At 35.9% G+C, this 13,151-nt stretch carries 14 protein-coding genes; 12 read left to right on the top strand and 2 right to left on the bottom strand.

Annotation, left to right across the window (positions count from 1 at the left end; translation table 11 throughout):
* The first annotated feature begins 26 nt into the window (after positions 1-26).
* On the top strand, positions 27-290 hold the full coding sequence (locus FNE73_RS01400) for a 2TM domain-containing protein (protein ID WP_143883002.1): 264 nt from the start codon (positions 27-29) through the stop codon (positions 288-290).
* Positions 291-354: 64 nt separating this feature from the next.
* Positions 355-1,098 (top strand): LytR/AlgR family response regulator transcription factor, encoded by a 744-nt coding sequence (locus FNE73_RS01395; RefSeq protein ID WP_143883001.1) that lies wholly within the window; start codon positions 355-357, stop codon positions 1,096-1,098.
* Between the two features lie 79 nt (positions 1,099-1,177).
* On the opposite strand, the gene mnmA is transcribed toward FNE73_RS01395, so the two are convergent.
* Complete coding sequence (gene mnmA / locus FNE73_RS01390; RefSeq protein WP_143883000.1) at positions 1,178-2,365, bottom strand: tRNA 2-thiouridine(34) synthase MnmA; 1,188 nt, start codon at positions 2,363-2,365, stop codon at positions 1,178-1,180.
* A 129-nt stretch (positions 2,366-2,494) separates the two neighbouring features.
* On the opposite strand from mnmA, the gene FNE73_RS01385 reads away from it, so the two are divergent.
* Positions 2,495-3,022 carry a hypothetical protein gene (locus FNE73_RS01385; protein ID WP_143882999.1) on the top strand — a complete coding sequence of 176 codons (528 nt, stop codon included), beginning with the start codon at positions 2,495-2,497 and terminating at the stop codon, positions 3,020-3,022.
* Between the two features lie 78 nt (positions 3,023-3,100).
* On the opposite strand, the gene FNE73_RS01380 is transcribed toward FNE73_RS01385, so the two are convergent.
* On the bottom strand, positions 3,101-5,635 hold the full coding sequence (locus FNE73_RS01380) for an ATP-dependent Clp protease ATP-binding subunit (protein ID WP_143882998.1): 2,535 nt from the start codon (positions 5,633-5,635) through the stop codon (positions 3,101-3,103).
* 151 nt (positions 5,636-5,786) lie between these two features.
* Between FNE73_RS01380 and FNE73_RS01375 the strand changes: the two genes are divergently transcribed.
* The 9 genes from FNE73_RS01375 to FNE73_RS01335 all read left to right on the top strand — a co-directional run bounded on the left by FNE73_RS01375 (position 5,787) and on the right by FNE73_RS01335 (position 13,125).
* A complete protein-coding gene (locus tag FNE73_RS01375; RefSeq protein WP_143882997.1) occupies positions 5,787-6,011 on the top strand; it encodes a uroporphyrinogen decarboxylase in 225 nt (74 codons plus the stop codon).
* Positions 6,011-7,108 (top strand): glycosyltransferase family 4 protein, encoded by a 1,098-nt coding sequence (locus tag FNE73_RS01370; RefSeq protein WP_143882996.1) that lies wholly within the window; start codon positions 6,011-6,013, stop codon positions 7,106-7,108. Before FNE73_RS01375 ends, FNE73_RS01370 begins: the two co-directional genes overlap by 1 nt.
* Positions 7,109-7,186: 78 nt before the next feature.
* Positions 7,187-8,068, top strand: coding sequence for a bestrophin family protein (locus FNE73_RS01365; protein WP_143882995.1), 882 nt, complete (start codon positions 7,187-7,189; stop codon positions 8,066-8,068).
* A 91-nt stretch (positions 8,069-8,159) separates the two neighbouring features.
* A complete protein-coding gene (locus FNE73_RS01360; RefSeq protein WP_143882994.1) occupies positions 8,160-8,690 on the top strand; it encodes an RNA methyltransferase in 531 nt (176 codons plus the stop codon).
* A 185-nt stretch (positions 8,691-8,875) separates the two neighbouring features.
* Complete coding sequence (locus FNE73_RS01355; protein WP_143882993.1) at positions 8,876-9,526, top strand: CBS domain-containing protein; 651 nt, start codon at positions 8,876-8,878, stop codon at positions 9,524-9,526.
* A gap of 1 nt (position 9,527) precedes the next feature.
* Positions 9,528-10,394 carry an NAD kinase gene (locus FNE73_RS01350; RefSeq protein ID WP_143882992.1) on the top strand — a complete coding sequence of 289 codons (867 nt, stop codon included), beginning with the start codon at positions 9,528-9,530 and terminating at the stop codon, positions 10,392-10,394.
* A 72-nt stretch (positions 10,395-10,466) separates the two neighbouring features.
* A complete protein-coding gene (gene fbaA / locus FNE73_RS01345) occupies positions 10,467-11,537 on the top strand; it encodes a class II fructose-bisphosphate aldolase (RefSeq protein WP_143882991.1) in 1,071 nt (356 codons plus the stop codon).
* A 104-nt stretch (positions 11,538-11,641) separates the two neighbouring features.
* Positions 11,642-12,496 carry an acetyl-CoA carboxylase, carboxyltransferase subunit beta gene (gene accD / locus FNE73_RS01340; RefSeq protein WP_143882990.1) on the top strand — a complete coding sequence of 285 codons (855 nt, stop codon included), beginning with the start codon at positions 11,642-11,644 and terminating at the stop codon, positions 12,494-12,496.
* A 116-nt stretch (positions 12,497-12,612) separates the two neighbouring features.
* Positions 12,613-13,125, top strand: a complete 513-nt coding sequence (locus FNE73_RS01335; protein WP_143882989.1) for a DUF6973 domain-containing protein — start codon at positions 12,613-12,615, stop codon at positions 13,123-13,125.
* Positions 13,126-13,151: the final 26 nt, after the last annotated feature.

Genomic DNA, 13,151 nt, shown 5'->3' with positions numbered 1-13,151 from the left:
TTAATCATTATTAATCATTTGTTATCATGAATCATACATTAACCCAGCAAAGAGTAAAAGACCTTAAATCATTTTATACAAACTGTATATGGTTTGGTATTGTGGCAGTAATTATTTTAGGAAGAAATTTTATTAAATGGATGACCACCGATTATACCTTTCACGGATCAATAATTCTGACAGTTTGGGCAATTATCCTCTTGGTAAAAGCCGTAAAATTATTCATTCTGAATTCTGAATGGGAGCAGAATGCCATTAAAGATGAAATGAATAATCTGAGAAAGCAGTAGCTTTTTATACCGAAATATTTATTTAATTTTAGCATCAGATTCAACATTAAAATTATACCTCAGAATGATCAAAACTGTCATAATTGAAGATGAAAAACCGGCTGCAAGAAAGCTTGAAAGAATGTTAGGTTTATTTCTTGATTTAGAGATAGTTGCCAATCTTGATTCTGTGGAAGCTGCTGTAGAATGGTTTGCTGCAAATGAGCATCCGCAGCTTATTTTTTCGGATATTGTTTTGGGCGACGGTCTTTCGTTTGATATTTTTGATAAAATTTCAACCAGAGCGTTCATTATTTATACAACAGCTTTCGACCAGTATACCTTAAAAGCCTTTAAGCTCAACAGTATAGATTATCTTTTGAAGCCGATAATGGAAGAAGATCTTGCAGGAGCTGTGGAAAAGTTTAAGTCATTCATTCCATCAGATCAGGCGGTTAATTCTCAGGATATCAAACAACTCATAAAAAAAGAAAAAACAATACTTTCCAGAATTCTGGTGAAAATAGGCTATAACCTTAAAATTGTTCAGACCCACGAAGTAAGCTGTTTTTTCAGCGAAAATAAAATTGTTTATCTGCAGACTCAGGAAAGAACATATCCTTCAGATTTCACACTGGATGAACTGGAAGAGGTGCTGGATGAAAAGAAATTCTTTCGCGTAAACCGGCAGTTCATCATCAATTCAGATTATATTAAAAATATTCACACCTCGCCCAATTATAAGGTTGAATTAGAATTTCAGCCACAGGAAGAAATTACTGTAAGCCGCGACCGCGTGAAAGATTTTAAAGACTGGTTGGTAAGTTGATTTGAGATGAAAGATAATATAGAAAAAACAAAAACCCAAAACAAAAATGCTTCGGGATTATTATTCAGATAAAATTCTTTTAAGAAATTACACCGCTTCCGATCAGCTCTTCACCGATGTACCAAGCTGCAAACTGCCCTTCTGCAATCGCTGACTGCGGTTCTTCAAACTCTATATAGAATCCTTCTTCAAACTGATATAAAGTTGCTTTTTGCAATGGCTGTCGGTATCTGAATCTTGCCATTACTTCCATCGATTCTCCGTTTTTTAACCTTAAATCTTCACGAACCCAGTGCAGTTCAGAGTTATCAATTTTTAAAGCTCTTTTAAGCAATCCCGGAAACTGATGACCTTCTCCTACGAAAAGTATATTGTTTTCCATGTCTCTGGAGATAATAAAACAACTTTCTTTATGTCCGCCGATTCCAAGTCCTTTACTTTGTCCGATCGTGAAAAACTGAGCTCCCTGATGTTTTCCGATGACTTTACCGTCTGTTTTTTTATAATTGATCTTTCGGCTGAGGTATTCCAATTCTTCCTGTTTTGATGAAAATTCGGGCATTTCTTCAGCAAAAAGGGGAGAATCTTTGAAAATTTCTACAATTTCACCTTCTTTTGGAATCAATTGCTGCTGTAAAAACTGTGGTAAACTTACTTTTCCGATAAAACATAATCCTTGAGAATCTTTTTTATCTGCTGTTACCAAGCCAATTTCTTTAGCGATTTCCCGAACCTGAGGCTTTGTAAGTTCCCCAATCGGAAATAATGCTTTGGACAACTGATCCTGACTTAACTGACATAAAAAGTAGGACTGATCTTTATTGTTATCTTTCCCGGCAAGTAAATGGAAAATTTCCTTTCCGTTTTCATCAATGGTTGAATCGACTCTGGCGTAATGTCCGGTTGCTACTTTATCTGCACCCAGAGACATTGCCGTCTTCATAAAAACATCGAATTTTACTTCTCTGTTGCACAGAACATCAGGATTCGGAGTTCTTCCTTTCTGATATTCGTCGAACATATAATCTACGATTCTTTCCTTGTACAGATCGCTCATATCAATTACCTGAAACGGAATTCCAAGTTTTTGAGCCACCATTAAGGCATCATTACTGTCCTCGATCCACGGACATTCATCTTCCAGCGTTACCGAAGCATCGTTCCAGTTTCTCATAAACAAAGCCACGACTTCATGACCTTGCTGTTGCAGCAGATACGCTGTAACACTGGAATCCACACCTCCGGATAATCCTACTACTACTTTCATGTTATTTCAATTTTACGAAACTCTTAACGGGAGTCCTTAGTTTGACGGGGCAAAATTACGACTTTATTCAACAAGATCTTAATTGTAAAATAAATGCTTTAAATTTGAATAATTGATAAATTAATTATGATGAAAAAAACAGTATTATCAGTTTTTCTTTTTTCTGCTATTGCCCTGAACGCACAGGTAGAAAATAATTATCAAAACGAAAAATCCTCAAACTGGACATTTGGAGGAGGTTTAGGCGTGGGTTTTGGAAGCAATTCTTACTTCAACCTTCAGTTTGCACCGAGAGTGGGATATAAGCTTACCAACGATTTTGAAGTCGGTTTCATGGGAAATATTTCCTGGCAGACTTCAGATTTTTACAAATCTTCTATGTTTGGTTTTGGTCCTTTTGCCAATTATTATTTTGGAAGATCATTTTTTGTAAGCGGAAATCTGCAGCATTTTTTTGTGAATTATGAGGATAAGTTTTATGATTTTAAAAATAATCAGCAGGAAACAGCTTTGTACTTAGGCGGAGGATATATGCAGCAGATTGGAAATAATTCTTTTCTGCAGCTTGGCGTTATGTACAATGTACTTTATGATGAAAACAGAAGTGTTTTTTCCGGCGGACTGATTCCAACGGTGGGATTTGTAGTGGGTCTTTAGTTAATTACCTTTAATTTTTATAATCAAAAAAGCATCGAGAGATTCCCGATGCTTTCTTTTTATAGTTTAGTTATTTAATTAAGACTGTGACTTTTCAGCAGATGATTTTTTAGGTTTTGAAGTTTTACCTTCTAAGCCGTCTTTAGCTTCATTCAAATCCAAAACAACCGTTTCGCCTTCAGTTAATTGTTTGTTTACGAGCATTTCTGCCAATAAATCTTCAATGTATTTCTGAATAGCTCTTTTCAGTGGTCTTGCTCCGAAATCTTTATCCCATCCTTTTTCTGAAATGAAATCTTTCGCTGCATCAGTCAACTCAACTTTATAGTTAAGTTTTTCAAGTCTTCCGTACAGTTTGTTGAGTTCAATATCAATAATTTTCTTGATATCATCTTTTTCAAGAGAGTTGAAAATGATGATGTCATCAATTCTGTTAAGGAACTCTGGAGCAAATGCTTTCTTAAGAGCGTTTTCAATAGTGCTTCTTGCTCTGGAATCCGAATTAGATTTTTTCGCATTGGTTCCGAAGCCTACGCCATCACCAAAATCTTTAATATCTCTTGTTCCGATGTTGGATGTCAGAATAATAATGGTATTTCTGAAATCAATTTTTCTTCCTAAACTGTCGGTAACGTGACCTTCATCCAAAATCTGAAGTAAAATATTGAATACATCAGGATGCGCTTTTTCAATTTCGTCCAAAAGAACTACCGCATAAGGCTTTCTTCTTACAGCTTCAGTCAATTGTCCGCCTTCTTCATACCCAACGTATCCCGGAGGCGCACCCACCAATCTTGAAACGGCAAATTTTTCCATGTATTCACTCATATCAATTCTGATCAAAGCTTCGTCAGAATCAAAGAGTTCTCTTGCCATTACTTTACCAAGCTCGGTTTTACCAACACCGGTAGTTCCTAAGAAAATGAATGTTCCAATGGGTCTGTTAGGATCTTTCAGTCCGGCTCTGTTTCTCTGGATGGCTTTTACCACTTTTTTCACAGCATCTTCCTGTCCGATTACTTTTCCGTTGAGTTTCTCATCCATCTGAGCTAATTTATCAAGCTCATTTTTACCAACTTTGGTCACCGGAACACCGCTCATCATAGACACTACTTCTGCAACATTTTCTTCTGAAACGGTTTCTTTCTTTTCCTTAACATCTTTGTCCCACTGATCCTGCGCAGAATTCAGCTCCATTTGTAAACGCTCTTCTTCATCCTTCAGCTTTCGGGCTTCCAGATAATCCTGGGCTTTAACGGCTTTTTGCTTCAATTCCTTGATTTCTTCAATTTTCTTTTCAAAATCAATAATCGCAGTCGGAACCTTCATGTTTTTGATATAAACCCGTGATCCAGCTTCGTCCATTGCATCAATCGCTTTATCTGGTAAGAAACGATCCGTAATATATCTTGAGGTAAGGTTTACACAAGCGGCAATTGCTTCCGGAGTATACACTACATTGTGATGCTCCTCATATTTATCTTTAATCTGATTCAGAATCTGAATGGTTTCTTCAATAGAAGTTGGTTCTACCATTACCTTTTGGAATCTTCTTTCCAGAGCGCCGTCTTTTTCAATATACTGGCGGTATTCATCAAGAGTAGTCGCTCCAATGCATTGAATTTCACCTCTAGCTAAAGCAGGCTTGAACATATTGGAAGCATCTAAACTTCCGGTAGAACTTCCTGCTCCTACAATAGTGTGCAGCTCATCTATGAATAAAATTACATCACGGTTTTTTTCGAGTTCCGTCATGATGGCTTTCATTCTTTCTTCAAACTGACCACGATATTTTGTTCCTGCAACAAGACTTGCAAGATCAAGTGTAATCACTCTTTTGCCGAAAAGAACTCTTGAAACTTTTTTCTGCTGAATTCTTAATGCAAGACCTTCTGCGATGGCAGACTTACCAACTCCGGGCTCACCAATCAGCAAAGGATTGTTTTTCTTTCTTCTTGATAAAATCTGAGAAACTCTTTCAATTTCTTTTTCACGACCGATCACGGGATCTAGTTTACCGTCTCTTGCCAAAGAGGTGAGATCTCTTCCAAAATTATCCAGCGTAGGAGTTTTGCTTTTAGCAGAACCCAGATTTCCTGTAGGCTTTCTCATCTGCTCAAAATCTTCTCTGTCATCATCGTCGTCATAAGCAGAATTTTGAGGTGACTGACCTGAGTTTTTCAGCATAGTCTGATATTCTCTTGAAACTCCTTCGTAATCAACATCATAAGCTCCCAGAATATTAGAAGTAGGATCTTCATATTTATAAAGAATGCCTAAAAGCAAATGAACGGTATTAATTTCATTTGTTTTATACTGTCTGCATTCCAGCTCAGCACGTTTTACGGCATGATCTGCCATTTTAGTGAAAGAAATATTGGTAACCTCTTCAGAAATAGGATTTAAACTTGCTGTATTTAAAGTTTCAATTTTTCTTCTGATTTGTGTTAAATCCGCATTAAGGTTCTGAAGGATTTCTTTTGCAGAGTTTTCTGTTTTTATAATACCTAAAAGTAGATGTTCTGTATTAAGAAATTCACTTTTCAGCCTTCGAGCTTCATTTTTGCTTTGCTTGAACACCTGGCTCAAACCTTGTGAAAACTTATAATCCATAATTTATCTCATTAGAATAAAAGCAACGTTGCTTTGTATTCGTTATCTAAATTACAAATATTTTACCAAAAAGCAATTAATGACTTTATGGCAGAAAAAAGTTTTTTATCTTCCTGAAAATGATTAAGTTTGTTGTCCTCAAATTTTCCTCATGAATCCCGAAATTGCTACTTATATAGGTTATGCCGCTTCTTTTTTTATTGTTTTAAGTTTCATTCTTAAAGATTTAACCAAAATAAGAATTGTTAATCTTATCGGCTGCATTTGTTTCGTGGTTTATGGCGTGTTCAGTGGAATGCTTTGGCCAGTTATAATTCCAAACGGAATTATCTGCTTTGTACAAATTTACCACCTGCTGACTGCAAAAAAGAAATAATGGCTCCTAAAAAAGTTCTTGTTTCTGCATTCAGTAACCTTTATACGGATCAGAGAATAGAAAAAGTCTGCAGGACGTTATACGAAAACGGCTATGATATTGAGCTCATCGGAAATGATTGGGGCGGAAACACCAAGATGCACCGTCCTTATCCTTTTTCAAGGATTTCCCTTATCTCAAAAAGTTTAAAAACGGCTTATTTTGAATTTAACTGGAAATTGTATCAACGTCTGAAAACTAAATCGGATCAAAATACGATTCTCCTCGCCAATGATCTGGATGCACTGTTTCCGAATTATTTAATCTCTAAAAAGCTTAATATTCCTCTGGTTTTTGACAGTCATGAAATTTTTTCCGAAATGCCTGCCATTCAGGGCAAAATGTCTCAAAAACTGTGGCGGTATCTTCAGGATAAAATTGTTCCGGAATTAAAATTTATCATGACGGCAAGCGGAAGCTATGGGAAATGGTTTCAGGATCAATATAAAGTTCAGCCGGTTATTGTTCAGAATTCGCCTAGAAAAATAGAGTTTAATATGGAGATTCCGGATAATCAGCCAAAAATATTGTTGTATCAGGGCGCTATTAATCCGTTTCGTGGAATAGATAAAGCCATTTTGGCAATGCATCATCTTGAAAATGTTATTTTTAAAATTGCCGGTGACGGACCGATGAAAAAAGAATATGAAGCATTGGTGATTCAGGAAAATCTTCAGGATAAAGTTCAGTTTTTAGGAAAGTTATTGCCGGAGGATTTGCGAAAAGAAACCTTATTGGCAGACTGCGGAATGAGTATTGAAGAAAACGGCGGCGAAAGTTATTACTATTCTTTACCCAATAAAGTTTTAGATTGTATTCAGGCAAGAGTTCCTTTGATTCTTGCTCCTTTTCCGGAAATGGAAAATATCAAAAATCAGTTTGATGTGGGCGAAATTATTCATAATCATCAACCGGAATCCATTGCAGAGGCTGTAAAAAAAGTTTTAAATAAAGACAGAAGAAGCTACCGGACTGAGCTGGAAAAAGCAGCAGATTTTTTTTGCTGGGAAAAAGAAGAGCGTAAGATTCTTGATCTGTTTGAAAAAGCGGGTTTGTAATAGCAAAGAATTTTAAAATCCGAAACAAATTACACAGGAAAAATTTTATCAATTATCTTTGCAGAAGACTATAATTCTATGAGAGTATATAATACGAAGCATTTTCTTAAAATTCTTCTTAGCTTACACAAAAGTGATACTTTAAAGATTCTTTTCCCTACCATGATTTTGATGGCTCTGTACTCTTATGGGATACAATACCTTGAGATAGAATATTTTCACTTAACATCGAAGTCAAAAGTCAGCAATGTAGGAATGATTCATTCTTTACTGGGATTTGTTCTGTCATTACTTCTGGTTTTCAGAACCAATACAGCTTATGATAGATGGTGGGAAGGCAGAAAGCTTTGGGGAAAACTTGTGAATGATTCCCGCAATTTTGCCATAAAAATTAACACCATTCTTATGGATGACCGACAGTCTGCACATCAGATTGCCAGATATGTGAAATATTTCCCTCACTTTCTTGCAAAACATCTTTCTAAAGAATCTACCAGACTGGCGTTAGACGAAGATTATTCTGAAATTGAAAAGTCATTGACGAACCACGGACCGTCGGATTTAATAGCGCTTCTTTCCCGCAAATTGTATCAACTTAAAAAAGAAGGAAAAATTTCGGATACTGAAATGCTGTTTCTGGATACTCAGCTTTCCGGTTTTCTGGATGTCTGCGGAGGTTGTGAGAGAATTAAAAATACACCGATTCCTTATTCTTACTCATCATTTATCAAAAAGTTTATCATCCTGTACGTTTTGGCATTGCCTGTAGCATATGTTATCAATCTCGGATATTTTATGATTCCGCTTACGGTTTTTGTATATTATGTTCTGATGAGTCTGGAATTGATTGCTGAAGAAATAGAAGACCCTTTTAATAATGATGAAAATGATATTCCTATGGAAGCTATTGCTCAGAATATTGAAAGGAATGTGCATCAGATTATGGGTGGAAATAAATAAATGCAAAGCTGCTTAGCTTATCAACATTAAAGTTTTAAATCCATTTTCAAAGAAAAATTCGTAAATAGTAACAAGAAATAAATCAATTATTTTGGTACATAAATTAAAACTTGAGGAACTCAACAGAATAGATGTAGATACATTTAAAAAGACAGAAAAGATTCCTTTAGTGGTTGTTTTAGATAATGTGAGAAGCATGCACAATGTAGGAGCAGCTTTCAGGACGGCAGATGCATTTCTGGTTGAGAAGATTGTACTTTGCGGGATTACACCACAGCCGCCGCACCGTGAAATTCACAAAGCAGCTTTAGGAGCTACAGAAAGTGTTGACTGGAGTTATGAAAATGATATTAATACAGCAATTAATGATCTGAAAAGCAGCGGTTTTGAGATTCTCGGGATTGAGCAGACCTCAGACAGTAAAATGATTTCAGATTTTGTGATTGATCAGTCTAAAAAATATGCGGTTATTTTAGGAAATGAAGTTGACGGAATAAGTGATGAGGCTCTGGAGAATATTGATGCCTTTCTTGAAATTCCGCAGCTGGGAACCAAGCACTCTTTAAATGTAAGTGTTTGCGGTGGAATTGTGATGTGGGAATTTGCAAAAGCTCTAAAATAAAAAAACTGCTTCTGTCTGAAAGACAGTGCAGTTTGAAATAAATCTAATAAAAAGTAAAAATGAAAGGCGACAAAGGTACACTTTTTTTGTAATCCGACAAATTTTTTATCTGAAAATTTTAAAATGCCGAAAAAAAACTTTATTATTAGGAAACGGTTTCGTTGAATTTTTTATAAATTAGCACAATGTTTATCAAGGACTATATCTCAAAAGATTTTCCGTGTTTTCACCTTACTGACTCTATAGAATCGGCAAAAGAAACAATAGAAGCATTTGGATATACACATATTTTCATCAAAAAATCTCATCATTTTTATGGTGCGATTGCCAGAGACTTCCTATACGAAGAAGAGGGTCTGCTTAAAAATCTGGAACATCAGATTGAGCGCTTTGCCATTTTGGAAGACAACAATATTTTAGACAGTATCCGTCTTTTTTATACTTTTAATGCGAATGTTATCCCTGTGATCAACAAATCTGAAAAATATTTAGGATATATAACCTGTGATGATGTTTTTCAGACACTATCGAGATATCCTCTTTTTTCAGAGACAGGAGCCATTATTACCGTAGAAATTCCTGCAAGAAAATATTCGATGACAGAAATTGCCAATATTGTTGAAAGCAACAACTCAAAATTTTACGGAGGTTTTATCAGCATGATGTCTGATGAGGTTGTACAGGTTACGGTAAAGATGAGTAATGAAAATCTGGCTTCCATTGATGCAACATTTGACAGGTACGATTACAGAATTGTAGAAAAATATTATTCTGACGAAAAAACAGATTTGTTGAAAGACCGGTTTGGCTTTTTACAGAAATTTATAGAAATCTAATATGAAGGCAGCCATTTATTCCCAGAAAAAAGATCTTGATACTTTTTTATATTTAAGCAAATTTATTTCCGAACTGGAAAGCAGGGGAGTGAAATCTGTTTTGTATAACGAAATGGCAGAAGCGCTACAGTTTTCAAAGATTTTTGAAACTTTTGCTCATAAACAGGATCTTATTGAGAAAAAAGTAGATTTGTTTTTCACTTTCGGGGGAGACGGCACTATCGTAAACTCACTGACTTTTATTGAAGATCTTGAAATTCCGATTGTTGGGGTTAATACCGGAAGATTAGGTTTTCTGGCAAGTTTTACCAAAGAAGAGGCTTTCAAAGAATTAGATTCTATACTGAAAGGAAATATAAAAACCAGCCGCCGCTCCGTGATTGAAGTGGTATCTCCAAGATCAGACGCTTTTTTCCCTTATGCATTGAACGATGTTACGATTTCCAGAAAAGAAACAACATCCATGGTTACGGTAGATTCTTATATTAATAACGAATTTCTGAATGTTTTCTGGGGTGATGGGGTGATTGTTTCCACTCCTACAGGATCTACTGCTTATTCGTTAAGCTGCGGAGGACCTATCATTTCGCCCAACAATGAAAATTTTGTCATCACGCCAATTGCGCCTCACAATCTTAATGTAAGACCTTTGGTGGTAAATGATAAAGTAGAAATTAAATTTAAAGTTGAAAGCCGCGTTCCACAATATTCTCTTTCATTAGATTCAAGATTAATTCACATTGAAACGGATCAGGAAATTGTTATCAGAAAGGCAGATTTTCAGATTCTGCTGGTACAGCCGGATAATCTCAGCTTCTACGAAACCATCCGCCAGAAGCTTCTGTGGGGTAGAGACAAAAGAAATTAATTATTGATCAAAAAATATTATCTTTACAAGAATTTTTCAAACTAAACTTAAATCTTACATAAAAGCTAAAATATGAGCAGAATTTTTCCGGCAGGAGTTGCCACAGGTCAGTTAGTTACAGATATTTTCCAGTATGCAAAAGAAAATAAATTTGCATTGCCTGCAGTAAACGTAATCGGTTCGAGCAACGTAAACGCTGTAATGGAAACTGCTGCAAAATTAAATTCACCTGTCATTATTCAGTTTTCCAACGGAGGAGCTGCTTACAATGCAGGAAAAGGATTGAGCAATGATGCGCAGAAATCTGCTATTTTGGGAGGTATTGCGGGAGCTAAACATATTCATACTTTGGCTGAAGCTTACGGAGCAACGGTAATTCTTCACACAGATCACGCTGCAAAAAAATTGTTGCCTTGGATTGATGGTTTGATGGAAGCTAATGAAGAATTCTACAAGCAAACAGGAAAATCACTTTATTCTTCTCACATGCTAGATCTTTCTGAAGAATCATTAGAAGAAAATCTTGAAATTTCAGCAGAATACTTCGAAAGAATGGCAAAAATGCAGATGACCTTGGAAGTGGAAATCGGGGTAACCGGTGGTGAAGAGGATGGTGTTGATAATTCTGACGTTGACAATTCTAAATTATATACTCAGCCTGAAGATGTAGCATATACCTACGAAAAGCTGAAAGCTATTTCCGATAATTTTACAATTGCAGCTGCTTTCGGAAACGTTCACGGAGTTTATAAGCCAGGTAACGTAGTTTTAACACCGAAAATTTTAGATAATTCTCAGAAGTTTGTACAGGAGAAATTCGGAACAGCGGAGAAACCAATCAATTTTGTATTCCACGGTGGTTCAGGTTCTACTTTAGAAGAGATCAGAGAAGCGATTGATTACGGAGTAATTAAGATGAATATTGATACTGACCTTCAGTTTGCTTATACAGAAGGAATCAGAGATTATATGACAGAGAAAATTGAATATCTGAAAACTCAGATCGGAAATCCTGATGGAGATGACAAACCAAACAAGAAATTCTACGATCCTAGAGTCTGGATCAGAAAAGGAGAGGAAACTTTCGCTAAGAGATTGGTTCAGGCATTTGAAGATTTAAATAACGTAAATACTTTAAAATAAATTAATTTGAGATTTGAGGTTTGAAATTTGAGATTGTCGGAAACTAAAGTTTTACTGGCAAGCCTGAATTTCAAACTTCAAATCAATAATTTCAAATCAACAATATGGCATTCGACTGGTTTAAAAGAAAAGCACAAAATATTACCACTTCTACAGACGAGAAAAAAGATGTACCGAAAGGTCTTTGGCATCAGACTCCGTCAGGAAAAGTTGTGGAACACGAGGAACTGAAGAAAAATAACTATGTTTCTCCTGAAGACGGATTTCATGTAAGAATCGGAAGTGCAGAGTTTTTTGAAATCCTTTTTGATGAAAGCAAATTCACTGAGCTGGACGCTAATGTTGAAAGCGTTGATATGCTTAATTTCAAAGATACCAAATCTTATACAGACCGTTTAAAGGAAGTAAAAGCGAAGACAAAACTTACAGATTCTATCAGAAATGCTGTTGGTGATGTTAACGGAACCAAAATGGTTGTTTCATGTATGGATTTTGCCTTTATCGGAGGGTCTTTGGGTTCTGTAATGGGCGAAAAGATCAGAAGAGCGATAGATTACTGTCTGGAGAAAAAACTTCCTTATATGATCATCTGCCAATCTGGTGGAGCAAGGATGCAGGAAGCAACATATTCTTTGATGCAGCTCGCAAAAGTACAGTCAAAACTAGCACAGCTTTCTGAAGCAGGACTTTTGTATATTGCTTATCTTTGTGATCCTACATTCGGAGGAATTACTGCATCTTTCGCAATGACTGCAGATATCATCATGGCAGAACCAAAAGCGCTGATCGGTTTTGCAGGACCAAGAGTAATCCGCGAAACTATCGGTAGAGATTTACCGGAAGGTTTCCAGACCTCAGAATTCTTACAGGAAAAAGGTTTTGTAGATTTCATCGTTAAAAGAACAGAAATAAAAGATAAGGTATCCAAAACCGTAAATTTATTGTCTGCAAAAGCATAAAGTTGAAACCAACTAAAACAGATCTCTCTCAGTTTGGGAGAGATTTTTTGTTTGAGTGTTTTTATCAGTAATTTAATGAAAATTTACCGTCTGCAATAGGCAAATGTCAACAGCTTATGAGAACTTTTAAAGTTATTTTCAATACGATACGGAGCATGAGTTTTAAGAAAATTCTCAGGCTTTTATCTGCTGTTTTGCCACATCCACTATTTTCGGTATTAAGTTTTTATGCCACAGTAAAAGCTTTTTCCATTGCGCAGAAGCTGTATCCTAAAACCGCCTCTAAAAATGGAAGAGGAAACGCCTTTAGACATGCTTTTTGGTGCTGCCTTATTATGATGTACTGCAGCAAAGTTTCATCGCCGGAAAAAGCGTTTAATTTCTGCAAAAAAATTACAGATCTTCACGAAGAATTATTTCCGAATGAGCCGTTGGAAACCAAAATGGATCTGCATAACAATAAAGTCGGGATGGATTATTTCATGGAGCTTTTACCGGGAATTCACCGCCAGTTTTTTGAGAAAAACTTTTTTATTGATGAACTGCAGAAAAAAACGTCGAATGCAAAAGTCTTAAAAAATTTAGACGATGATTTTGAAGGATTTTTGGTGTATTTGGATGAAAAGTAACTTTAATTTAACGATTAAGAACATAT

The sequence above is a fragment of the Chryseobacterium binzhouense genome (assembly GCF_007474545.1).
In the GTDB taxonomy this organism is placed as follows: Bacteria; Bacteroidota; Bacteroidia; order Flavobacteriales; family Weeksellaceae; genus Chryseobacterium; species Chryseobacterium binzhouense.
This window is presented reverse-complemented; position numbering and strand designations above follow the sequence as displayed.